The organism is Longimicrobium sp., assembly GCF_048594345.1.
Lineage (GTDB): Bacteria > Gemmatimonadota > Gemmatimonadetes > Longimicrobiales > Longimicrobiaceae > Longimicrobium.
In genome coordinates this window covers 19,185-41,561 of the sequence record NZ_JBMDXM010000038.1, presented here as the reverse complement: position 1 = coordinate 41,561, position 22,377 = coordinate 19,185, and the positions used below count along the sequence as shown (strand labels likewise).

The following is a 22,377-nucleotide window of genomic DNA, read 5'->3' as shown; positions in this document are numbered from 1 at the left end:
CGCGTGGACGGCCCGGCCGGCGGCCTCGCCGCGCCGGAGCCGGGCCGCCCGCGGCCGCGGGCGCGCGAGGGGCAGCCGGGCGAGCCCTCCACCATCGTCATCACCCAGCCGGACGCCGCGCCCGCGACGCGCGCGACGCCGCCCGTGCCGGTCAACAAGGCGCGCGAGGGCCGGCCGGGCGAGCCGGCCACGATGGTCATCACCACCCCGCCCGCGGACGTGGAAGCGGCCACCGCGGCGGACCCGACGGCCGGCACCAACCCGCCCGCGGTGGACGGCCGGCTCCCCGTCACGCCGCCGGCGGACGCCGTGGCCGGCGCGCCGCGGCCGGCCGACCCGGCGGAGAACACCGAGGCGGCCGACACGCGCGGCGAAACCTCCATCGACCGCAAGACGCGCCGCGTGCGGCAGGACCGCAGCAACGAGGCGACGGCCACCGAGCGGGCCCGGCGCAACGACGCAAAGAATCCGTAAAAGCAGTGCGAAGGTGCGAGAGTGCGAGAGTGCGAAAGTGACTGACGCACCGACGCACTCTCTTCACTTTCGCACTTTCGTACTTTCGCACCTTCGCACTTTTTTGCGATGTGCGTCCAGCCCCGTCCCGGCGACCCGCAGATCACACCCGAGCTCGTGGCCGACCACGGGATCAGCGAGCACGAGTACTCGCTGATCCTGGACATCCTTGGCCGCGAGCCCACCTACACCGAGCTCGGCGTGTTCAGCGCCATGTGGAGCGAGCACTGCGGCTACAAGAACAGCAAGCCGCTGCTGCGAAAGCTCCCCACGCAGGCGCCGTGGGTGCTGCAGGGGCCCGGTGAGAACGCCGGCGTCATCGACGTGGGCGACGGGCTGGCGGTCGCCTTCAAGATCGAATCGCACAACCACCCCTCCGCCGTGGAGCCGTACCAGGGCGCCGCCACCGGCGTGGGCGGCATTCTGCGCGACGTGTTTACCATGGGCGCGCGCCCCATCGCCTGCCTGAACTCCCTGCGCTTTGGCGAGATCGACGGCGACGACGGAGAGCGGGTGCGCTACCTGGTGGCCGGCGTGGTCAAGGGGATCGGCGACTACGGCAACTGCGTGGGCATCCCCACCGTCGCGGGCGAGGTGTACTTTGACAGCGCGTACGAGGGGAACCCGCTGGTCAACGCCATGGCCATCGGGCTGATGAAGAAGGAAGAGCTCATCCGCGGCGTGGCGTCGGGCGTGGGCAATCCCATCATGGCCGTCGGCAGCAAGACGGGACGCGACGGCATCCACGGCGCCACCTTCGCCAGCGCCGAGCTCAGCGAGGAGAGCGAGGCCAAGCGGCCCATGGTGCAGGTGGGCGACCCCTTTACCGAAAAGCTTCTCCTGGAAGCGTCGCTGGAGCTCATCCGCAGCGGCCACATCGTCGGCATCCAGGACATGGGCGCGGCGGGACTCGTCTCCAGCTCCACCGAGATGGCGGCGCGTGGCGGCACGGGCGTGGACATCGAGATCACCCTGGTCCCCGTCCGCGAAAAGGGGATGACGCCGTACGAGATCCTGCTCAGCGAGACGCAGGAGCGGATGCTCGTCGTCGCCAAGGAGGGGCGCGAGGAGGACGTGCGCGCCATCCTGGGCCGCTGGGACCTGGACGCGGAGACCATCGGCCACGTGACGGACACGGGCCGCTACGTGGTGCGCGAAAACGGGATGGTGGTGGTGGACCTGCCCGGCGAGCCGCTGGTGGAGGCCTGCCCCACCTATACCCGCGAAGGCGTTGAGTCGGCGGAGATCGCGGCGCTGCGCGCGTTCGACGTCGCGTCCATCCAGCCGCGCGCCGAAGAGGCGAACCCCACCTGGACGCTGCTCAAGCTGCTGGATTCACCCACCATCGCCTCCAAGCGCTGGGTGTACGAGCAGTACGACAGCACCGTGCGCACGAACACCGTCGTGGGCCCCGGCAGCGACGCGGCGGTCATCCGGCTGCGCGGCACGCGCAAGGCCATCGCCGCCACGGTGGACTGCAACTCGCGCTACGTCTACCTGAACCCCTACCGCGGCGGCCAGATCGCCGTGGCCGAGGCGGCGCGCAACCTGGCGTGCTCCGGTGCCCTGCCCCGCGCGGTGACCGACAACCTGAACTTTGGCAATCCGCTCAAGCCGGAGGTCTACCACCAGCTGTCGGAAAGCCTGCGCGGCATCGGCGAGGCGTGCGCGGCGCTGGAGACGCCGGTCACCGGCGGCAACGTGTCGCTGTACAACGAGAACCCGCGCGGCGCCATCTATCCCACCCCCACCATCGGCATGGTCGGGGTGATCGACGACGTGGCGCACGTCACCACCAGCGCCTTTCGCGAGTCCGGCGACGCAATCATCCTCCTGGGCACCAACACGGACGAGATCGGCGGCAGCGAGTACCTGAAGACCATCCACGGCCGCGTGGCCGGCGACGCCCCCGCCATCAGCCTGGACGGCGAGGTGCGGCTGCAGACGGCGCTGCTGTCGATGATCCACTCCGGCTGGATTCAGTCCGCGCACGACACGGCGGAGGGCGGCCTGGCCGTCGCGCTGGCCGAGAGCGCCATCACCGACCCCGCCGCACCCTTCGGCATCGAGGTGGAACTGGAGGACGCGCTGCCGCCGCACGCGCTTCTCTTTGGCGAGGCGCAGACGCGCGTCGTCATCAGCTGCGCGGATGGGGACGTGGACGACGTGCTGGCCCGGGCGGCGGAGCACGGCGTTCCCGCGCGCCGCATCGGCACCGTCGGCGCGCCGTTCGCCACCTTCGTCATCCGCACCCGCGGCGGTTCGATCGAAGCGCCCGCCTCGGAGCTGGCGCACGTCTACGAGAACGCCATCCCACGGCGGATGGAGGGAAGCGTCGCGGACGTGGAGACGTCGCTGGAGTCCGCCGTGCAGCACGGGCAGGAGTAGGTGTGAGGGTGTGAGGGTGTGAGGGTGTGAGGGTGTGAGGGTGTGGGGGTGAACGGGTGAACGGGTGAACGGGTGAACGGGTGAACGGGTGAACGGGTGATGGTGTTGTCCTCACGGTGAATGCGTCACGGCGTCGATTTCCAGAGGGAGCGACACACGGAACCATAAACTGCACAAACGCTTGCGCGCGGCCGAAGGATCTCGCCAGCAGAGCCGAGGGGCATGCTTTCCGTCGTGGAGCATGCCCGTCGCGAGCGGAGAGAAGATCCTTGGGCTGCGCATCGGGCGGTGGCGGGATTTACCAGCAACGATTGCGGACATCAACGTTTGTTGATAGATTAATGAATCGCGCTCACAGGAACTCCTTCGTGGAATCACCGCCGTTCCGGGTGATTCTGCTACGCGAAGGTGGCGCACAGGGCTTGACCCGTGCGCCTCGCCCGTGCATCATGCGCAGCGTCACGGACGTGGGGCATCCCTTTTCGTGACGCACCCCTTCCCCGCCGCAGGTACTCTCGGCTGAACGTCCACCCCTTTTCCCGGCGGCAAAGCTGCCGCCCGGAGCACCGCAGGCGGCTCCGTTCCGCGGGTCCGCCGTCGTAGCCACACCGCAGTCCGCTCCTTCCGACAAACGCACCCCGGCCGCGAGGCCGGTCCGCAAAGCCAGGGATCTCCCGGCCCCCCAGCCGCTGGAGACCGCCCGGTTGCCGAAGAAGGTCCCTTCCGCTGGCCGGAAAGAACTTCCTTCAAGGTCGAACGATGAATTACGCGTCCGCTCGTCTGCTCACCCTCGCCGCCGTCGCCGCCACCGGGCTGGCCGCCTGCGACGACATCAACACCGACACGCCCCTCGCCCCCACCAGCGCCCCCTCGCTGTCGGCCGGGACCACGTCGCCCATCGACGGCAGCTACCTGGTGATGTTCAAGGGCAACGGCGTTCCCGCCGGCTTTGCCAGCAAGGTGGCTTCGCTGGGCGGCACGGTGGTGTTCGCGCACGGCGGCGCCGGCATTGGCGCGGTGGCCGGGCTTACCCCCGAGGCCGCTGCCCAGCTGGGCGCCTCCAGCGGCGTGGCCGCGGTGGAAGCCGACGACATGACGGTGCTCTCGCCCGTGGCGGGTGAGGTTGAGCAGGGTGTGGAGAGCCCGGCCGCCCCGGCGACCGCCTTCTTCTTCGCCCGCCAGTGGCACATGCGCGCCATCGGCGCCGACCTGGCGTGGGCCGCCGGCCGCCGCGGCTCGCCCAACGTCAAGGTCGCCATCCTCGACACCGGCCTGGGCTACACGCACCCCGACCTGGCCGGCCGCGTTGACCTGGCCGCCTCCAAGTCGTTCGTGCCTTCGGACGACGCGCTGGTCGCCGCGTACTTCCCCGGCGCGCACCCCATCGCCGACCTGCACTACCACGGCACGCACGTGGGCGCCACCGTCAGCAGCAACGCCGTGAACGCCGCCGGCGTGACCAGCGGCACCACGCTGATCGGCGTCAAGGTGTGCAACGTCAACGGCAGCTGCCCCACCAGCGGCGTGCTGGCCGGCGTGGTGTACGCGGCCGACGCCGGTGCGCACGTGGCCAACCTGAGCGTGGGTGGCGCCTTCAACCGCCGCGACGCCAGCGCCGCGGGCGGCAACGGGCCGTCGTTCATCGCCATCATCGGCCGTGCGTTCAACTACGCGCACAAGAACGGCACCCAGGTGGTGGTCTCGGCCGGCAACGACGCGCTTGACATGGACCACGACGGCAACGGCTACAAGGCGTACTGCAGCGCCCCGCACGTGGTCTGCGTCTCCGCCACCGGCCCCACCGCTTCGGCCGGCACCAACGGCCCGTGGACCAACGTCGACGCGCTGGCCAGCTACAGCAACTACGGGCGTTCGTCGGTGACCGTGGCGGCCCCGGGCGGCAACTTCTCGCCCGTGTACGCGGCGTGCTCCACCTTCAGCCTGCAGATCCCGGTGTGCCGCACCGGCGCCTACATCGTCGGCATCAACGGCACCAGCATGGCCTCGCCGCACGCGGCGGGCACGGCCGCGCTCATCGCCGAGGACGTGGGCCGCAACCCCAGCCAGATCCGCGCGCGTCTGCAGGGCACCGCCGACGACCTGGGCCAGAGCGGCACGGACCCGGCCTACGGCAAGGGCCGCATCAACGTGGCGCGCGCCGTCGGCGTGATCTGATCACGGTGTAGCTGGACGATGGAAAAAGGGCGGGGCGCCGATCCGGTGCCCCGCCCTTCTCGTTCCCCTGTGCCGCGGTGCGTACTCCGCGTTCGGATTCTACCCTTCGATGTCGCGCCGCATGCGGACGAAGCGGATGGGGACGCCGTCGGGAAGGACAGATTCCACCTGCTCGACGGGATGGAAGCCAAAGGTGCGGTACAGCGGCTCGCCGGGAAGGGTGGCCATCAGCTCCAGCGAGCGGAAGCCGGCCGCCCGCGCGGCGGCCACGCAGGCCTCGTAGATGGCGGAAGCGATGCCGCGCCGGGCGTGGTCCGGGTGCACAAAGAAGGCGCGGATGCGCGCGGCCTCCGTCGCGGGATCCAGCCGCGGATCGTCCGCGTCCTTGGCCTGGTCGCCGCCGTACAGGGTGCGGCGCGCGCTCCATCCGCCGCACCCCGCCACTTCGCCCCCGCTCTCCGCGACAAAGTAGGTGCCGTCCGCGATCAGCTGCGTGTCGGGGCCAAAGACGTAGCGAATGCTGCTCTCCACCTCGCGCGGCGTGTAGTAGCCCACGCTCAGGCCGCGGACGGAGCGCGGGATCAGCTCGCGGATGGCGGCCAGGTCCCCCTCCGTGGCCACGCGCACGCGCACCGGCTCGCTCACTGCAGCCCCCGCTTTTGCCGCACGTAGCCCGCGTACGACACGGTGAGCAGCACGCCGCCCGCCGCGATCCCCTGCCCTGAGGTGATCAGCACGTCGGCCGTTTCCCGGTCCAGCACCAGCGCAAAGCCCAGCCGGGTGATGAGCGCGCCCAGCGCGCACCACGCCATGCACACCAGCAGGGTGATGATCCAGTACCGGCGCTCCTCGCGCCGCGACTCCAGCTCGGCCTCGATGCGCTCGGCGGCGATGCGGTCGTATTCTTCGCGGGGAATGGCCATGGGCGAAAGACGGCGGGAGGGGTTGGAGGGGACGCGGAAAGGAGACACCGCAGGCGCACAGGCGTTCCCCCCGCTTCCCAAACGCGCGGCGATGAAACATCTTACAGCAACTTCACGTTTCTGCACCCTGCCTGCGGCGCCCCGCCGCGGCGCATCCATCCGTTCCCCCTCTGCTGGACCCTGAGATGGCGATTCGCGAAGGCCGCTGGGACTGCCCCACGTGTGGTAACGCCGGGCTGCCCGGGCGCGATCTGGCGTGCTCCGGCTGCGGCAACCGGCGCCCCGAGGGCGTACGCTTCTACCTTCCCGACGACGCGGCGGAGGTGACCGACGCCGCGCGCCTGGCCCAAGCCCGCGCCGGCGCCGACTGGATCTGCGAGCACTGCGGCGTGAGCGCGCGCGCCTCGCAGGACCGCTGCCCCGGCTGCGGCGCCGAGCGCGGCAGCAGCCCCCGGCAGCAGACGCACGAGCACCGCTTCGACGAGCCGGCCAAGGAGCCGGTGCGCGCCCTGGCCGCCACCGCACCGCCAAAGCGCGGGCGGCGGTGGAAGGGGCCGGCGGCGCTGGTGGCCATCGTGGGCGGGCTGATGTGGTGGAACGGGCCGGTAGAGGTCACGGCCACGGTGGCGGCCAAGGACTGGTCGCGCGCCATCGAGGTGCAGGAGTACCGCACCGTGCAGGAGGAGGACTGGTCCGTGCCCCAGGGCGGGCGGCAGAAGCGCAGCTACCGCGCGATCCGCGACTACCGCCAGGTGCTGGACCACTACGAGACCAAAACGCGGCAGGTCTCCGAGCGCGTGCAGACGGGAACGCGCACCTACACCTGCGGCCAGCGCGACATGGGCAACGGGTACTTTGAGGACGTGACCTGCACGGAGCCTGAGTACACCACCAACTACCGCAACGAGACGTACCAGGACCCGGTCTACCGCCAGGAGCCGATCTACGATACCAAGTACGCGTACGAGATCGAGAAGTGGCTCCCGGACGACACCGCCTGGGCGCGCGGAGACGCGGCCAAGGAGCCGGCCTGGCCCGCGGTGCGGATCGGCCGCAACGAGCGTGAGGGCGCGCGCATTCAGCGCTACGTGCTGCGCTTTACGGACGACGACGGCAAAACGTACGAGCGCGAGGTGACTCCCGACCAGTTTGCGCGCTACCGCCAGGGCCAGCCTGTAAAGCTGCGCAAGAAGCGCGGCGGTGGCGACGTGGAGATCGTGGAGCCCCAGGCCGGCACCTGATCTTCGGTTGATGGATGACGACGAGCCCCGCCGGCTTCACTCGGCGGGGCTCGTTTGTTGTGCGGTCGGTCGGAAAACGTACCATCCGCCCTGCCAGAGCGAATAATGCCCGTTGAGAATCTGAATCGGTGACGTGCCGTCCGCCTGCAGGAGCGAATAAATTCGCGGCAACAACTACACGAAGTCCGCCTGCGCGGACTCGGCGGCCCGGCCGTGTGCGGCGTCCCACGCACCGGCGCGTCCGCAACCAACGTCAACGGCTCAACCGCGACTCTGTTCCAGTACCTGCCGCGCCAGAAAGGTCGCCGATCTCGCGCGGTCGAACGTTGCCCGCCGCTCCGGCGTGTCCTCGGGAGGTCGCTGCATCTCTGCAACGATCTCCGCCACACCTTCGGGCGACAGGGGAGGCGTGGGCCTCGTGCTCATGGGACTACCTCTTGGTCGGGTTCGAACGCGTGCTGGAAAATACCGCCAGACTCGCAGACTGTCAAGCGTGTCCAACTTTGTACCACCTCGGCGTCCATCGGGCCGCGCAGAAGCGGCCACGGACACCATCACACCATCACACCATCACACCATCACACCATCACACCATCACACCATCACACCCTCACACCATCACACCATCACACCCTCACCAGTCAAACACCGTCAGCAGGCTGGAGTAATCGTCCGTCCACGGCTCCACGTCGGCGCGAAGGCGGGGGGCCCACCAGTTGGCGTCGGCGGTCAGGGGACCCAGGTCCGCGGCGTTGCGGGCGACGGCGATCCAGGTGGACGTGCTCTCGTACGGGCGGCGGTCGCGGGGGCCCACGCCGGCACGCGTGACCAGCCCGCGATCCTTTGCCAGTGCGGCCACCACCGGCTCCAGGTCCAGGTAGCGGTTGCTGATGTGGAAGACGATCAGCCCGCGCGGCGCCAGGCGCGCCAGGTACGTGTCCAGCGCCTCGCGCGTCATCAGGTGCACCGGGATGGCGTCGGAGCTGAACGCGTCCAGCAGGATCAGGTCGTAGGTGCGGTCCGTCTGCGCCAGCGACAGCCGCGCATCGCCCAGCACCACCCGCGTGCGCGCCGGCGAATCGGCCAGGTAGCTGAAGTACGCCGTGTCGCGCGCGATGCGTTCGATCCCCGGATCGATCTCGTAGAACGTCCAGTCCTCGCCCTGGCGCGCGTAGGCGGCGGTCGTCCCCGTCCCCAGACCTACGACGGCCACGCGGCGGCGGCCGGCGCGGTCGGCGGTGACGGCGAACACCTTGCCCAGCGGCCCGTGCATCAGGTAGTACGTCAGCGGCTCGCGGCGGCGGTACGGCTCCAGGCTCTGCGCGCCGTGCAGCGTGCTGCCGTGCCTCAGCACGTGAAATCCGCCGTTGTGCTGGTACTCCACCACCTTGTAGCGCCCGAAGAAGGTGCGCTCCGAAAGCAGAACCCCGTCCTCGTTCACCACCGACGACGCGCGCACCAGAAGCACCACGCCAATGCACGCCGCCAGCCACAGCGGCGCGCGCCCCAGCAGCGCGTTCAGCAGGTTGATGAGCACCGCGGCCATCAGCAGAAAGAGCCAGGGGCGCATCTCCTGGTTGTCCGCCAGGTACAGCAGTCCCCACGCGAACGCCGCCGCCCGCACGGCAAACATCAAATGCCCGCGCAACGGGATCCGCGCCTCCGGCCAGGGCCGCGCCAGGCACGCCAGCGTAAGGATAATGGGATATTCCCAGATCTCGTTGAACGCCACGGGCGCCACCAGCGCGTTGAACACGCCGCCCAGCACGCCGCCCACCGAGATCCACAGGTAGAACTCCGTCAGGTGCCGCACGTGGGGACGCCGCCGCGCCAGCTCGCCGTGTGCCGCCATGGCGATGATGAACAGCGCCAGCAGGTGCATCGGCACGGCGAACGCCGGCTTCTTTACGTACCCGGCCGTCAGCAGCAGCACCGCGATGGCGATGGCGGAGGGGTGGACCGCCACCATCCACTCGTGCGGAATGAGGGGGCGGCGCGCAAAGACGAAGGTGAAGCTCAGAAGGTACAGCGCCAGGGGCAGCACCCACAGCAGCGGCGCCGGGCTTAGGTCGGTGGTGATGAACGTGGTAACGCCCAGCAGCAGGCTGGACGGAATAAAGGCGAGCCCCGTCCAGATCATCCGCTCCCGCAGCGTCACCCGCGCGGCCGGCGCATCGGCGACCGCGCTCGTCGCCCCGCCCGAATCGGCCGAACCATCAGATTCGCCTGGCGCCGCTGTATCAACCGAATCAAGCGCAGGCGCCGGAGCGGGCGCGTCCGCCGTCCTCCAGATCAGGGCGGCGCACCCGGCGATCAGCAGGGCCAGCACGGCGTAGCCCGCCGTCCACGTGGCGCTCTGGGTAGCCAGGCGCATCCGCGGCTCCATCAGCAGGGGATACGCAATCAGGGCCAGCGCGCTTCCCAGGTTGCTGGCGGCGTACAGGTGATACGGATCCGCCGCCTGCGCGTGGCCGCTGCGCGAAAACCAGCGCTGCAGGATGGGCCCGGTGCCGCTCAGCACCAGGAACGGTGCGCCCACGGTGAGCGCCATCACCCCCAGCAGCCAGGGGATGGGCGCCGCGCCCCCTTCCGGCGCCGCGCTGCGCAGGCTTACGGGAAGCGCCAGCGCCGCCAGTGCCAGCGCCGCCAGGTGCACCATCGCCTGACGCCGCACCGTAAGCCGCGACGAGCTGACGTGCGCGTACAGGTAGCCGCCCAGCAGCGCGGCCTGAAAAAAGAGCATGCAGGTGTTCCACACCGCGGGCGATCCGCCCAGCAGCGGCAGCACCATCTTGCCGAATAGCGGCTGCACCAGGAACAGCAGAAACGCGCTCAGGAACACCGCGGCCGTGTACGCGGCCAGCAGCCCGGCGGTGCGGCTGCGCGCGGATGCGGGCGGTGCGGCGGCCGGCGCCGCAAGCGGAGCGGAATGCGAGCTCAAGCGGACTTCTTCTCGGTCGATGGAAACTGCTGCGATGCGTAGCCACATTCTACGCGCCCCCTCCCCCTCCCCGCGATGCCCCGCCGATGAAAAATCGATTGGATCTTGTGCGGAGACGCGGGATACACCATCGGACCCGCGGCTGCGTCAGCCCGTTGGGATGCATGCCGCCACACCACGACCCGTCCTTTCGGAGGAGGCACCCGAACCTGACCATCCGCCACCCCGCGCGTCGGCGCCGACTGGGAAATCGACTCTCCACCCGCTCGTTACCGTTCCTCGAGCCGCTGAGCCGCAGAGTCCGCCATCCAGATAGAGTAAGAAGCCAACCAAGCCGTTGATCTCCTGAGGGAGGCGCCGCGCACAACCTTCTCATACGATGCAGCCTGGCGCCGACCGAAGGATCTCGTCTGCAGCACCGAGGGACTTGAACGGCTCGCGAGGGCTAGGCCTCGAGCGCCCCGACGAAGATCCTTCGGTCGCGCGCAAGCTTTTGTATACATGAGAGTTATGGGTGTGCGCTCCCTCAGGATGACAGCTGGCCTCAAACGGGATCAGGTGAGTTTGGGCAATATCTGTGTTGGGCAGACGAGATCCTTCAGTCGCGCGCACGGGGTTGTGTGCGTTCACCTTCCGCGTGGCGCTCCCTCGGGAAATCATCGCATCGGGTGAGGCGTTTGAGGCTGAGGGCAAGGACTCGCCCATTCCCGCAGGCTCGTCCCACAAGTTCATCGTTGCGCGATTCGTTACCGATGCAGAGTATCGTGCGCATCAGTTTCTCCAACGAAAGGCATTGCTTGATCAGATCACGCCTGCAAAACGCTGCGATCGTCCTTCTGCTCTGCGGATGCCAGTCGGCGCGGGCGGGGACGCCGGAGCCCGCGGAGACACCCTCCGGCGCGCCGTCGTTCTACTGTGAGCGCAGCCACACCAACCACGCGTGGAGCTACCAGCACCGCGGCATCTACGTCGACAGCGCGGGCGCGGTGTTCAGCTTTCGGCACGACAGCGGCGACCAGGCGCTGCTGCGGGTGCCCGCCGACTCGCTGACGGAGCAGAGGCTGCTGGCCCGGTACGCCCCCGGCCGCACGCCCGCCGGCACCGTCCCGGCCGCGGAAATGTCGCGGCGGCACACGCAGGTGCTGCAGGCCCGCGACGGCGCGCTCTCCGAACGCAGAGACCGGGGCGCCGACATGGGCGATACCGTCCGGCGCTGCTACCTGCCGGACGCGGCCGGCGTGTATCGCGAGGTGTTCCTGAGCCAGCAGGGTGATTGGGAGAGCCACAACACCTCGCCCGCGGCCATGCAGCTGTCGCGCTGGCTGGATTCCATCGGATTCCGAGTGCGGTAGGGCCTCACCCCCGACCGGCCTTTTGCTCGTTCCTCGCAACGGCGGTCGACCCCTCTCCCGCAAACTGCGCGGGAGAGGGGTGGTGGCGACTTGAGGCTCGTCCAAGCGGGAACGAACGCTCCCCTCTCCGCGAGGAACGAGTGGGGAGGGGCCGGGGAGGGCCCCCCGCTGGCGCCGATCGTGCTTTGGGGTGGATGACCGTCGTCATCCACCCCGCTTTTGTTTTGCTGATGCAGACCGCCGCCGCCGAAGCGCCCGACGCCATCGATCCGCCGTCGTCCTCCGTCGATGCCGCGGCGGAGATCCTGGACGCGTATCAGGCGTACCTCGACGGGTTCCTGGAGGTCACCCGGCGCGCGGAGGGGCGCTTTCTGCGGCGCGACTGGCGGGACGGGCAGCGCGACGCGGCGGAGCGGCTTACGCTGTACGCCGCGGCGGTCGACCGGGCGGTGGCGGGGCTGCGCGGACGGCTGCGGCGGCCGGAGGGCGAGGACGACGCGGAGTTTAAGACTCGCTTTCAGCGGCTGGTGCTGGGGCGGGGCGACGCGGAAGTGGCGGGAACGTTCTTCAACTCCGTGGTGCGGCGGGTGCTGGGGACGCGCGGCGTGGACGCGCGCACCGAGTTCACCGCCGAGGCCATCGACCCGCGCAAGGAGGGCCGCGACGGACCGCTGCACCGCGCGATCGAGGCGGACGGCGTGACCGCGGCGCTGTTCATCGAGCTTTTCCGCGGGACGGGTATGCTGGACGCGTTCGCGGACGTCGAGGCAGACGCCGCGTTGTGTGCGGAAGCGGCGCGCGAGCAGCTGGCGGCGGAGGCGGACGGCGTCCAGGCAGCGGAGGCGCTGCCGTTCCTGTTCTACCGCAACAAGGCGGCGTACCTGGTGGCGCGCGTACGGCTGGCGTCGGAAGACGTGAAGCCGCTGGTGGTGCCGCTGGAGAACCGGCGCGAGGGCGTGCGGCCGGACGCCGTGCTCACCGACCCGGACGAGGTGCACCGCGTGTTCAGCTTCGCGCGATCGTACTTCCACGCGGACACGCGGCGGCCGCGCGACACCGTCGCCTTTCTGCGCACGCTGATGCCCGCCAAGCCGGTGCACGAGCTGTACACCTCCATCGGCCACAACCGCCACGGCAAGACGGAGCTGTACCGCGAGCTGGCGGAGCACCTTACGGACCCCGACGCGCGGTTCATGCGAGCGGAGGGGGTGCGCGGGCTGGTGATGATTGTCTTTACCCTGCGCGGCTACAACGTGGTCTTCAAGGTGATCCGCGACGTGTTCGGCGCGCCCAAGGACGTGGACCGCGAGCAGGTGATGGACCGATACCGCCTGGTGTTCGCGCGCGACCGCGTGGGGCGGCTGGCGGACGCGCAGGAGTTCGAGCACCTGCGGTTTCCCCGCGACCGCTTTGATCCCGACATCCTGGACGAGCTGCTGACCCGCGCCCGCGCCAGCGTGATCGAGGATGGCGACCGCATCGTCATCAAGCACCTGTACACCGAGCGGCGGCTGCGCCCGCTGGACATCTACCTGCGCGAGAGCGAGCCGGAAGCGGCCGAGGCGGCGGTGATCGAGTACGGCAACGCCATCCGCGACCTGGCGTGCGCCAACATCTTTCCCGGCGACCTGCTGCTGAAGAACTTTGGCGTGTCGCGCCACGGGCGGGTGATCTTTTACGACTACGACGAGCTGGCGCTGCTCATCGACGTCCGCTTTCGCGCACTCCCCGCCGCGCGCAACGAGGATGAGGAGATGAGCGCGGAGCCGTTCTTTTCGGTGGATGAGAAGGACGTGTTTCCCGAGCAGTGGCTGCCGTTCCTGGTCCCCGCCGGCCCCTTGCGCGAGATCTTTCTGCGCGAGCACGGCGACCTGCTTACGGTGGATTTCTGGAGCGGCATGCAGCGCCGCCAGGAAACGGGCGAGATCCCCGACTTCTACCCCTATCCCCAGACCCGCCGGCTGCGCCTTTCGGACCCGGAACCTGCGTCTGGAAGATCGATGTCATTCTGAGGGAGGCGCCGCGCCGTACTCTGCTTGCACGAAAGACTTTGGCGCCGACCGAAGAATCTCTATCGGAAACGGGCGGGCCCCTCGCGTCGTGGCCTACGTAGCCGACGGGATCGTGCGCCCATCGTAAAGATTCTTCGGTCGGCGCACAGGCGATGGTGCACACCGCAAGGGGTTGAGCGCGCGCCTCCCTCAGAGTCAGAATGACACCGGCCGCAAGATTTCCAGCGGTGGTTTCCCGCGGATTGGGCGTGCACCTCAGTCGTAGACAACCGCTTCAGGAGGATCCGTTCGCGAGCACCGAGCGGACAAACGCGGGGAGGGCGCGGATGCTGAAGGGCTTCTGCAAAAAGGCGTCGGCGCCCGCGCCCCGCCAGTGCACGTCGCGCTCGTCCGCGGAGCTGAACAGGATGACGGGAATGTGCTGCAGCGCGTGGTCCATCTTGAGCGCGCGGCAGGCGTCGCGGCCATCCAGGTCCGGCATCATCACGTCCATCAGGATCACGTCCGGCCGCTCCGTGCGCGCCAGCGTGAGCGCCGCCGCGCCGCCATGCGCGTGCAGCACGCCAAACCCGGCGTACGCCAGCATCTCGGCAAGCAGCGTGGTGATGGCGGGCTCGTCGTCCACCACCAGCACGCGCGGGGAGGCCGCCGTGGGCTCCGTCACCGGGGCAGCGCCAGCCCGGTAAGCACCAGCTCACGGTGATCGAACGGCTTGCCCACCTGCAGCCCCCTGGCCGAGATGCGGAACTCGCGCATGGCGTGGTCGTGCGGCCCCGCGCGCATCTTGAGGACCGCCACCATGCGGTGCAGCTCCGACTTTTGCTCCACGAAGCGCAGGTGCAGCACGTTGTCCATCACCGCCGCAAACTCCGGCAGCGGCAGGTCGAAGTTGATGCCGGCGATGCGCGTAAGGTCCAGCAGCATCACCGTGGTCACCCCTCGGTGGCGCAGCAGGTTGGCCAGCGCGGAAAGAAACGGCATCTCGCGGCTGGCGGGGACCACCGCGTGGCGAATGTCCTCGATGGCGTCGATCACCACGCGCCGGATCCCGTGCTCCTCGACCATCGCCAGCAGCCGCTCGGCCACCTCGTCCGCCAGCATCTCCGTGGGCGCACGCCAGTACGCGCGGATCACCCCCGACTCCACCCCGCGGCGAAAGGAAAGCCCCACGCCGTCCGCCTTGCGGCACAGCGACTCCGGCCCCTCGTGAAAGCCAAAGAACAGCCCCGGCTCTCCCGCGTCCACCCCGGCGCTCAGGAACGCCAGCCCCGCCAGCGTCTTTCCCGACCCCGGCGTGCCGATGACCACCGTGGCCGAGCCGCGGGGCACGCCGCCGCCCAGCATCTTCCCCAGCCCGTCGATGGCGAAGTCCACCCGCGGATCGGAGCCGTCCCCCGTCTCCGTGCCGCCGGCCATCGCCTCCATCCCCAGCGTGAGTGCTTCCAGGCGGGGGTAGATGTGCATCCCCTCCTGGCGGATGGCGAAGGTGTGCCACCCGCCCAGGTGCGGTACGCCGCGCAGCTTTTCCACCGACATCATCCGCACCGTGCGCATCCCCACCTCGTCCGCCCGCAGGTGCAGGATGCCGTCGGCGATGGTGAAGGTGGGGTCCGACGACATGGACCCTTCCGGGTGCGTCAGCATCAGCGTGGTCACGCCGCTGACGGTGGCCTGCGCCTCCATCTCGTGCATGAAGCGCTGGTACTCCAGCTTGGACGACGCCGTAATCTTGAGCGCGTGAACCCCGTCCAGGATCACGAGGGTGGGGTCGTGGTGCGCCACCAGCCGGCCGATCTCCTCGCGCGCGCCGGTAAGCCCGTCGCGCGCCAGCACCGGGTACAGGCTGGCGTAGTAGAACGCGTTGGGGACCACCGCGGGGTCGAAGAAGCGAAAGGTGCGCGCCTGCGACAGCAGGGTCTGGTGCGTCTCCACCAGCGCCGTCAGGTACAGCACCCGGCCGCCCTGGCGGATGAGGTGCGCGCCAACCTGGTGCGCCAGCACGCTCTTTCCCGCGCCGGGGCCGCCCAGCACCACGTGCAGCGCGCCGCGGCGCAGCCCCCCGTTCAGCAGCCGGTCCAGCCCCGGCACGCCCGTGGGGATCTGCGTGGCGTAGGAAACGCCGCCTTCCCTGTGATCCTGCTCCATGGCTCCGTCCATCCGTACCGGGTGATCCCGCCTCACGCCGCCCCCTGTCCGTCCGCCGGCGCGGCGGAAAGCCGCACCACGAACGCCGTTCCCCGCCCCGGCTCGCTGCGGGCGTGGATTTCGCCGCCCAGCACCCGCACCAGCTGCCGCACGATGCCCAGGCCCAGTCCCGTCCCCGGCGGCCGCCCCGTCTCCGGCCGCGCGGCCTGCCAGAACGGCTCCCAGATGCGGTGCAGGTCCGCGGGGGCGATCCCCTCGCCCGTGTCGTGCACCTCCAGCGTCACCCCGCCGGCGGCGGGATGGATGGCCAGCCGCACCTCGCCCCGCTCCGTGAACTTGACGGCGTTCCCCAGCAGGTTGAACAGCACCTGACGCACCTTGTTGGCGTCCGTCGTCACCACGGGCCCGGCCGCCGGGACGTCCACCGTCATCCGCAGCCCCTTCTGCTCGGCCAGCGGCTGCACCAGGGCGGCGGTGTCGCGGGCCAGCGCGCCCAGGTCCACCGGCTCCGCCTGCGCCCGCTCGCGCTCCGAATCCAGCCGGGAAAAGGTGAGCACCTGCTCGATGAGCTCCGCCAGGTGCCGCGACGCGTCCAGGATGCGCTCCGCCTGCTTGAGTGGCGCGCCGGAGATGGGCTCGGGGATCCCGGCCACCAGCAGGTCGGCAAAGGCCACGATGGCGGTGAGCGGGGTGCGGAACTCGTGCGACATGGCGGCCAGGAACGCCGACTTGGCCTCGCTGGCGCGGCGCGCCTCGCGGTGCAGCCGGGCGTTCTCGAGGGCCAGCGCGGCACGCTCGGCCAGCTTGCGGGCCAGCCACAGGTCGTCCGGCGTGTACCTGCCCGTTTCGCTCCACCCCAGGCTTAGCGCGCCCAGAATGCGGTCGCGGACGCGGAGCGGGACCACCAGGAGCGAGCGCGGCGCCAGGTCCGCCTCGTTCCACTCCGCCTCGTCCACCCCGAACGGCGCGTCCCCATCCCGCCCGGTGATCTCGGGGATCAGCTCCGCCTCGCCCGTGCGCAACACGCGCGCGACGGGGCGCACCAGCGAGCGGGTGTCGAAGGGGCGGCGCTCCAGCAGGGCGCGCAGCGCCTGCTCGCGCGCGCGGTCCGCGTGCGCCACCCCCAGGCGGCGCACGCGGCCGTCGTCCTCCAGCACGTACGCAATGCACGAGTCGGCGATACGGGGAACGGCCAGGCGCGCCACGCTGGCCAGGGTGCCCTCGTAGTCCAGCGAAGCGGCCAGCATCTCCCCCGCCTCGGCCAGAAAGGCGTTGCGGCGCTCGGCGGCCTGGGCGTGCGCGCGCGCGGCCTGCTCCTCCCACAGGCGGCGGGCGGCGGTTTCCTCGCGGCGGATGGCGGTCAGGTCGCGCAGCATCCACCGCACGCCGATCAGCGAGTCGCCTTCGTGCACGGGCCCCGCGGCGAGCTCGGCGTCCACGTAGGCGCCGCCGCGCGGGGAAAGGCGCATCTCCCACGCGGCGCCCTCTTCGCCACGGCGCAGCCCCGCCAGCCGGCGCTCCAGCTGCGGCCGCCGCGCGGGGGTCAGGTAGGCGGCCAGCGCCTCGCCGGCCAGCCCGCCCTCAGGCTCGCCCAGCAGGGTGCAGGCGGCGCGGTTGGCCTCCTGGATCACGCCGTAGGGATCGGTGACCAGGTACCCGTCCGGCGCCAGGCGAAACAGCTCCGCAAGCTGCTCACGCTCCACCTGCAGCCGGCGGCGGGTGCTGTCCAGCAGCTCGCGCTGGATGTGCAGGTCGTCCAGCACGCGGTGCAGCTCGGCGAACACCGCGGCGGCCGCCGCGCCGCCCGCGGCGGGCTGCAGCTGCTCCACGCGCTGCCGGATCCGCTCCACGTCGGGGACGGGGGCGTCGCTGGGAACGGGCGGATGGGAATGGCGGCGCAACGGTTCAATCCGAAGAAAAAGGCGTGGCCGGAAGCTCCGGCGGGACCGGCGTGCGATCCCCTGTTGTCACAGACTTCCGACGGCCGCCGCGCGCCTGCCGCGGCCGGCACCAACGCGAGCCATGTGCCACGCGGGAAGCGCGGAGACCCCCCGGCATCGCCGGAGGGTCTCCGTAATGTAAGGGCAACGGGCGGCGGACGAGTTACACGGAGCCTGCACGGCCATTCCGTGTCGCCGCGTCGCCCTGGGACGAAGGGACGGAGCCGGACCGCGCCGGTCTCATCCCTCGTTCCCCGTCCTTTACGCCCGCACCCGGATGGTCACGGGGCGCGTAAGCGTCACGTTGCGCGACGTGGTGGCGTTCTGGAGCGTTTGCTCGTACCACTCCAGCGGCCGGTCGGCGCCGCCGTTGATCATCAGGATGCGCGCCAGCTCCACCGCGTCGATGTTGCGCATGCGGATGCAGCCGTGCGAGCGCGCGTTGCCCAGCGAGCTGGTAAGGCCGGTGCCGTGAATGTAGTAGTCCGGCTCGCGGAAGAACATCTTCACGCGCCCCATGGGGTTGCCGGGCGAGCCGGGCGCCTCGGGCTTCTTGTCGCGCGCCCACGCCGAGGGCGGCGGCGTCCACGACGGGTTCCAGATCATCCGCTGGATGGTGAACTGCCCGTCGGGGGTGTCGAACTCGCCCTCCTCGCCCACCGACACCATGTACTCGCGCACTACCGTGTTGCCGCTGGTGACGTACAGCCGCCGGTCGGACAGGTCCACGACCACGGCCATGTTCTCCATGCGCCGCACCGGGGTGCGGATCGCCGCCTCCACGGAGCCCAGGATGAGGCCGGTGTCGCGCGGCACCGTCCGCTGCGGCCGCTGCGCTTCCGCCGCCGGCGCGGCCGCCACCAGCACCGCCGCGATCCATACCCATTTGTTCCGCATCAGCCACCTCTTCCGTGTTGCAACCGGTTGTGTATCCAGCGCTTGCCCTGAGGGAAGGCCAGGATCGTGCCACCCCGTCCGCGCGGCGCCTGGACCCATATTGACGACCGAAACACCGCCGCGTCAACCTTGGCGACACAACGCACCCGCCCGGCCCGCGGTTTCATCCACGGGCCGGGCGCGGTTCTGCTACCGCTTTTGGTTGCAACGGGTTAGCGGGGTGGGACGAGTCGCTGCTTTGTCTAGTACCGCTTCTCGCGGTTGGTTGTGCACTCGTGGCGAATCCAGGTGAACACCAGTTTCACCTCCAGAATCGATATCTCACACGGGGTCAACGAGGTCAACGGTAAAGATCAAAACCGATGAGCCCCTTGACCCCGTGTGCGACAAGTCTTTTCCCTGATCGGGATCGGGTGCACGATGATCATCGGGATTCGTTCTAATGTAACTAGTCGGACGTTGGCGAGACGGACGCGAACGCTGGATCGTGGCCGCCAGATGTCAGCTTCCCGGGTGGTGGGGGCGATTTTGGCCGCAACGACCGCCCGCGCACGTGCGGTTTCGCGGAAGGGGATCGATATCCCGGACCCCTGAGAATCCCATCGCGTACGGGTTCCGGATCGCCCACCGCTCCGCGGACGGAGCCGCTACTTTGCGGAGAGGCGGTGGGGGCCGTACTCCACCTTGCTGGTTTCCTGAAAGGCGCCGACGACGATGCGGCGGCGGAACGTTCCCTCGGCGTGGCTCCAGCCCACGTCGTAGACGAACTGCTCCATCGCGCGCACCCTGGTTCCGCCGATGCTGACCTTGCGCCTGGCGACGAAGACGGGGCTCCACGGACAGCAGTGAAAGTGGCCCACGCGCGTGGTGCCGTTGCCGGCGTAGGCGATGTCGCCGCGCCCGAACGCGGCCCTGATCTCGTCGTGCACGGCCAGGGTGCGCGCGGGGCGCGGATCCATCTTCCACATCTTGCGCAGCGCCCGCTTGGCCTCCGGGTCGCGCTCCAGCGTGTGGCGCGCCACGGGGTCGGTAAGGGCCCACAGGTCAAACCCGGGCTTTCCCGGCAGCGCGCTGCGCCTGTGCGGGCCGGCCCACTCTTCCAGGGCAGACCACGCCTCCAGGGCAGAATCGGAAGCGTGCGGCGGCGCCGGGGGCGCGGGCACCAGCGGCGAACGCGGCGGATCCGGGGGCGCCACGGCGGGCGCCGGCCTGGGGTCCGGCCGCGCCACGGCGGTTTCCGTGGCCAGCGTGGGATCCGCGATCAGCTGCCCCACCTGGTAGAACAGTTCGATGGCGGCGCGGACGTGGGGCTCCACCCGGCCGTGCAGCTCGCGCGTGGGGGCGGCCCCGTGCAGGTCGGCGGCGTAGCGCGCCTTGCTCTGCGCCGACGCGTACAGCTGATGGATGCGGTTGATCTGCGCCTGCTGCTCCCCCTCGCCGGGTGCCTCGGCGGGAAGAAAGCTCAGCGCGGCGGAGGCGTGGTCGGCCACCGCCTGCATGGCGTGGATAAGCCCGCGCAGGTGCGTGGTGGGCACCGGCTTCACCCGGCTCCATGACGGAAGGTCCGCCGGCACGCTCACGTCCAGCACGTAGCCGGGGTTGGCGCGCGCCTGCTGGGCGCGGTTCACCCACGCTTCCACCTGCGAGAAAAAGCGCAGTACCTGGTCCGCGGTGATGGGCGGAACAAAGCCGGCGGTGACGGGCACCGCCGCGTAGTCCGCGTCCAGCAGGTCGTTGCCCAGCGTCTGCAGCGCAAAGGCGTTCCACGCGCACAGGAACTCCGCGCGCGTGGCCGCCGGCACCGTCCACGGGTTCAGCCCGCCGGCCGCGCCCGCCCTGCGCCGCGCCTCTACCTGGTCCATCAGCTCGAACACCTGCAGGCTGGCGCGGCGGTACGCCTCCAGCGTGGTCGCGGGCACCTCGCCCTGCAGCCGGGCGACCATGCGGCCCCACACGGTGGGATTGGCGGTCATGGGGGGGAGACGGAGGGTACGAAAGTACGAAAGTACGAGAGTACGGAAGTACGGAAGTACGAAGGTGCGGAGGGACGAAAGTACGGGGACAAGAGTATGTTACCGGATCGTACCCAGCTGTCGCCAAGCGTCCTTTACGTACTTTCGTACCCTCGTACTTTCGTACTTCTTTTACCCCACCAGCTCGCGCTTGCGCTCCTTCTTCGCGTCGCGCTTCGCCTTCAGCACCACCATGTCGGCGTCCAGGTGGTCGTCGCCGCAGGCGTGGACGTACTCCTCGTACGTGCCCAGATAGTCGCGGATGCCGGCGGGGCTGATCTCCACGATGCGCGTGGCCAGTTGCCCCACGAACCAGCGGTCGTGCGACACCAGGATGAGCGTGCCCTCGTAGTTCTGCAGCGCCACCACCAGCGCCTCGATGGACTCCAGGTCCAGGTGGTTGGTGGGCTCGTCCAGCACCAGCACGTTGGGCTGCTCAAGCGACAGCCGGCTGAACACCAGCCGCGCCGCCTCGCCGCCGGAGAGGGCGGATAGGCGCTTTTCCGCCGCGTCGCCGGAAAAGAGCATGGCGCCCAGCGCACCGCGCACGAATCCGCGGTTGGCGCCGGGGCAAAAGTCCCACAGCCACTGCTCCGCCGAGCGCTCCGGGTCGCTCAGCTGCTCGTGGTGGTCCTGGGCAAAGTAGCCGGGGCGCGTCTCATATCCCCACTCCACCTTGCCCTGGTCCGCGGAAAGCTGGCCCATCAGGATCTTGAGCAGCGTGCTCTTGCCGATGCCGTTGGGACCCATGATCACCAGGCGGTCGCCACGGCTCACCTGCAGGCTTACGCCGGGAAGCACCTCCTTTTCGCCGAACGCCTTGGTGACGCCGTCGATCTTGAGCACTTCCTTTCCGCTGGTCCGCTTGGGCTCGAACTTGAACTTGGGGTAGCGGCGCGAGCTGCCGGGGAGCTCTTCCATCTCCTCCACCTTGCGCTCGATCATCTTGGCCTTGCTCTGCGCCTGCCGGGCCTTGCTCGCCTTGGCCTTGAACTTGTCGACGAACTTCTGGGCGTGCGCAATCTCCTTCTGCCGCCCCTCGATCTCCTTTTCCTTGCGCTCCCGGTTCTCCACCTTCTGCTCGAGGAAGTCGGAGTAGTTGCCGTGGTACAGCGTCACCGTCTGGTAGTCCACGTCAAGAATGCCCGTGGAGATGTTGTCCAGAAAGCGGTGGTCGTGCGACACCACGGCGACCGGGCCGGCAAAGTCCGAAAGGAACTTCTCCAGCCAGCGGATGGAAAGGATGTCCAGGTGGTTGGTGGGCTCGTCCAGCAGCAGCACGTCCGGCGAACCCGCCAGCACCTGGGCCAGCAGCACGCGCAGCTTGAAGCCACCGGATAGCGTGGAGAGCGGCTGCCGGTGCACCTCCGTGGGCAGGCCCAGGCCTTCCAGGATGGTGGCCGCGCGCGCCTCAGCGGTGTAGCCGTCAAGCCGCTGCACCGTTTCTTCCAGCTCGCTGAAGCGGTCCACGTCGAACTCGATGTGGGCGTTGGCCAAGAGCTCCTCCTTGGCCACCATCGCGTCCCACAGCTCCGGGTGGCCCATCAGCGCCACCTCAAGAATCTGCTGCTCCTCGTACAGGAACTGGTCCTGGCGCAGCACGCCCAGGCGGGCCGACTTGGGGATGGAGACCAGCCCCTTCGTGGCCTGCGCGTCGCCGCTGAGGATGTTGAGCAGCGTGGTCTTGCCGCACCCGTTGGCGCCCACGATGCCGTAGCGCTCGCCCGGGTTCAGCTGGAACGATGCGTCCGCGAACAGCACGCGGTCGCCGTATGACTTTTCGAGGTTGGATACGGAGATCATCCCTCAATATAAACGAAATTCGCCCGATTCGCTGC

Annotated in this window: 15 protein-coding genes, 1 pseudogene and 1 riboswitch; of the genes and pseudogenes, 6 read left to right on the top strand and 10 right to left on the bottom strand. The window is 69.6% G+C overall.

All coding sequences use genetic code 11. The features are described 5' to 3' along the window. From ACOJUJ_RS04460 to ACOJUJ_RS04450, 3 genes and pseudogenes are all read left to right on the top strand, one after another. Positions 1–474: pseudogene (locus tag ACOJUJ_RS04460) on the top strand (hypothetical protein); the annotation flags it as partial. Between the two features lie 108 nt (positions 475–582). Then, positions 583–2,901 carry a phosphoribosylformylglycinamidine synthase subunit PurL gene (purL, locus tag ACOJUJ_RS04455; protein ID WP_420125645.1) on the top strand — a complete coding sequence of 773 codons (2,319 nt, stop codon included), beginning with the start codon at positions 583–585 and terminating at the stop codon, positions 2,899–2,901. 622 nt (positions 2,902–3,523) lie between these two features. Further along, positions 3,524–3,613, top strand: a riboswitch (cyclic di-GMP riboswitch). Between the two features lie 47 nt (positions 3,614–3,660). Next, a complete protein-coding gene (locus ACOJUJ_RS04450; RefSeq protein WP_420125644.1) occupies positions 3,661–5,076 on the top strand; it encodes a S8 family serine peptidase in 1,416 nt (471 codons plus the stop codon). A gap of 99 nt (positions 5,077–5,175) precedes the next feature. Here ACOJUJ_RS04450 and ACOJUJ_RS04445 read toward each other — a convergent pair whose 3' ends face one another. Next, entirely contained in the window at positions 5,176–5,721 is a 546-nt protein-coding gene (locus tag ACOJUJ_RS04445; RefSeq protein ID WP_420125643.1) for a GNAT family N-acetyltransferase, read from the bottom strand. Continuing rightward, entirely contained in the window at positions 5,718–5,999 is a 282-nt protein-coding gene (locus ACOJUJ_RS04440; RefSeq protein WP_420125642.1) for a hypothetical protein, read from the bottom strand. Before ACOJUJ_RS04440 ends, ACOJUJ_RS04445 begins: the two co-directional genes overlap by 4 nt. Positions 6,000–6,184: 185 nt before the next feature. On the opposite strand from ACOJUJ_RS04440, the gene ACOJUJ_RS04435 reads away from it, so the two are divergent. Next, a complete protein-coding gene (locus ACOJUJ_RS04435; RefSeq protein WP_420125641.1) occupies positions 6,185–7,240 on the top strand; it encodes a hypothetical protein in 1,056 nt (351 codons plus the stop codon). 261 nt (positions 7,241–7,501) lie between these two features. Here ACOJUJ_RS04435 and ACOJUJ_RS04430 read toward each other — a convergent pair whose 3' ends face one another. Together ACOJUJ_RS04430 and ACOJUJ_RS04425 are read right to left on the bottom strand one after the other, a co-directional pair. Then, complete coding sequence (locus tag ACOJUJ_RS04430; RefSeq protein ID WP_420125640.1) at positions 7,502–7,666, bottom strand: hypothetical protein; 165 nt, start codon at positions 7,664–7,666, stop codon at positions 7,502–7,504. Between the two features lie 208 nt (positions 7,667–7,874). Next, a complete protein-coding gene (locus tag ACOJUJ_RS04425; RefSeq protein WP_420125639.1) occupies positions 7,875–10,181 on the bottom strand; it encodes a spermidine synthase in 2,307 nt (768 codons plus the stop codon). Positions 10,182–10,978: 797 nt separating this feature from the next. Here ACOJUJ_RS04425 and ACOJUJ_RS04420 point away from each other — a divergent pair. Beyond that, positions 10,979–11,533 (top strand): hypothetical protein, encoded by a 555-nt coding sequence (locus tag ACOJUJ_RS04420; RefSeq protein WP_420125638.1) that lies wholly within the window; start codon positions 10,979–10,981, stop codon positions 11,531–11,533. A gap of 194 nt (positions 11,534–11,727) precedes the next feature. Further along, on the top strand, positions 11,728–13,545 hold the full coding sequence (aceK, locus tag ACOJUJ_RS04415) for a bifunctional isocitrate dehydrogenase kinase/phosphatase (protein ID WP_420125637.1): 1,818 nt from the start codon (positions 11,728–11,730) through the stop codon (positions 13,543–13,545). A 274-nt stretch (positions 13,546–13,819) separates the two neighbouring features. Here the strand turns inward: aceK and ACOJUJ_RS04410 are convergent, their stop codons facing one another. From ACOJUJ_RS04410 to ACOJUJ_RS04385, 6 genes are all read right to left on the bottom strand, one after another. After that, complete coding sequence (locus ACOJUJ_RS04410; protein ID WP_420125636.1) at positions 13,820–14,209, bottom strand: response regulator transcription factor; 390 nt, start codon at positions 14,207–14,209, stop codon at positions 13,820–13,822. After that, positions 14,206–15,690 carry an RAD55 family ATPase gene (locus ACOJUJ_RS04405; protein ID WP_420125635.1) on the bottom strand — a complete coding sequence of 495 codons (1,485 nt, stop codon included), beginning with the start codon at positions 15,688–15,690 and terminating at the stop codon, positions 14,206–14,208. Before ACOJUJ_RS04405 ends, ACOJUJ_RS04410 begins: the two co-directional genes overlap by 4 nt. A gap of 32 nt (positions 15,691–15,722) precedes the next feature. Beyond that, complete coding sequence (locus ACOJUJ_RS04400) at positions 15,723–17,591, bottom strand: ATP-binding protein (RefSeq protein ID WP_420125634.1); 1,869 nt, start codon at positions 17,589–17,591, stop codon at positions 15,723–15,725. Between the two features lie 300 nt (positions 17,592–17,891). After that, positions 17,892–18,527, bottom strand: a complete 636-nt coding sequence (locus ACOJUJ_RS04395; RefSeq protein WP_420125633.1) for a L,D-transpeptidase — start codon at positions 18,525–18,527, stop codon at positions 17,892–17,894. A gap of 647 nt (positions 18,528–19,174) precedes the next feature. Beyond that, positions 19,175–20,500, bottom strand: coding sequence for a hypothetical protein (locus tag ACOJUJ_RS04390; protein WP_420125632.1), 1,326 nt, complete (start codon positions 20,498–20,500; stop codon positions 19,175–19,177). Between the two features lie 171 nt (positions 20,501–20,671). Next, positions 20,672–22,342: an ABC-F family ATP-binding cassette domain-containing protein gene (locus ACOJUJ_RS04385; RefSeq protein WP_420125631.1), complete on the bottom strand. Its 1,671-nt coding sequence runs from the start codon at positions 22,340–22,342 to the stop codon at positions 20,672–20,674. Positions 22,343–22,377: the final 35 nt, after the last annotated feature.

Coding starts and splice junctions, on each gene's coding strand:
- purL (WP_420125645.1), top strand. CDS start 583: ATGTGCGTCCAGCCCCGTCCCGGCGACCCGCAGATCACACCCGAGCTC.
- ACOJUJ_RS04450 (WP_420125644.1), top strand. CDS start 3,661: ATGAATTACGCGTCCGCTCGTCTGCTCACCCTCGCCGCCGTCGCCGCC.
- ACOJUJ_RS04440 (WP_420125642.1), bottom strand. CDS start 5,999: ATGGCCATTCCCCGCGAAGAATACGACCGCATCGCCGCCGAGCGCATC.
- ACOJUJ_RS04435 (WP_420125641.1), top strand. CDS start 6,185: ATGGCGATTCGCGAAGGCCGCTGGGACTGCCCCACGTGTGGTAACGCC.
- ACOJUJ_RS04430 (WP_420125640.1), bottom strand. CDS start 7,666: ATGAGCACGAGGCCCACGCCTCCCCTGTCGCCCGAAGGTGTGGCGGAG.
- aceK (WP_420125637.1), top strand. CDS start 11,728: ATGACCGTCGTCATCCACCCCGCTTTTGTTTTGCTGATGCAGACCGCC.
- ACOJUJ_RS04405 (WP_420125635.1), bottom strand. CDS start 15,690: ATGGAGCAGGATCACAGGGAAGGCGGCGTTTCCTACGCCACGCAGATC.
- ACOJUJ_RS04395 (WP_420125633.1), bottom strand. CDS start 18,527: ATGCGGAACAAATGGGTATGGATCGCGGCGGTGCTGGTGGCGGCCGCG.
- ACOJUJ_RS04390 (WP_420125632.1), bottom strand. CDS start 20,500: ATGACCGCCAATCCCACCGTGTGGGGCCGCATGGTCGCCCGGCTGCAG.
- ACOJUJ_RS04385 (WP_420125631.1), bottom strand. CDS start 22,342: ATGATCTCCGTATCCAACCTCGAAAAGTCATACGGCGACCGCGTGCTG.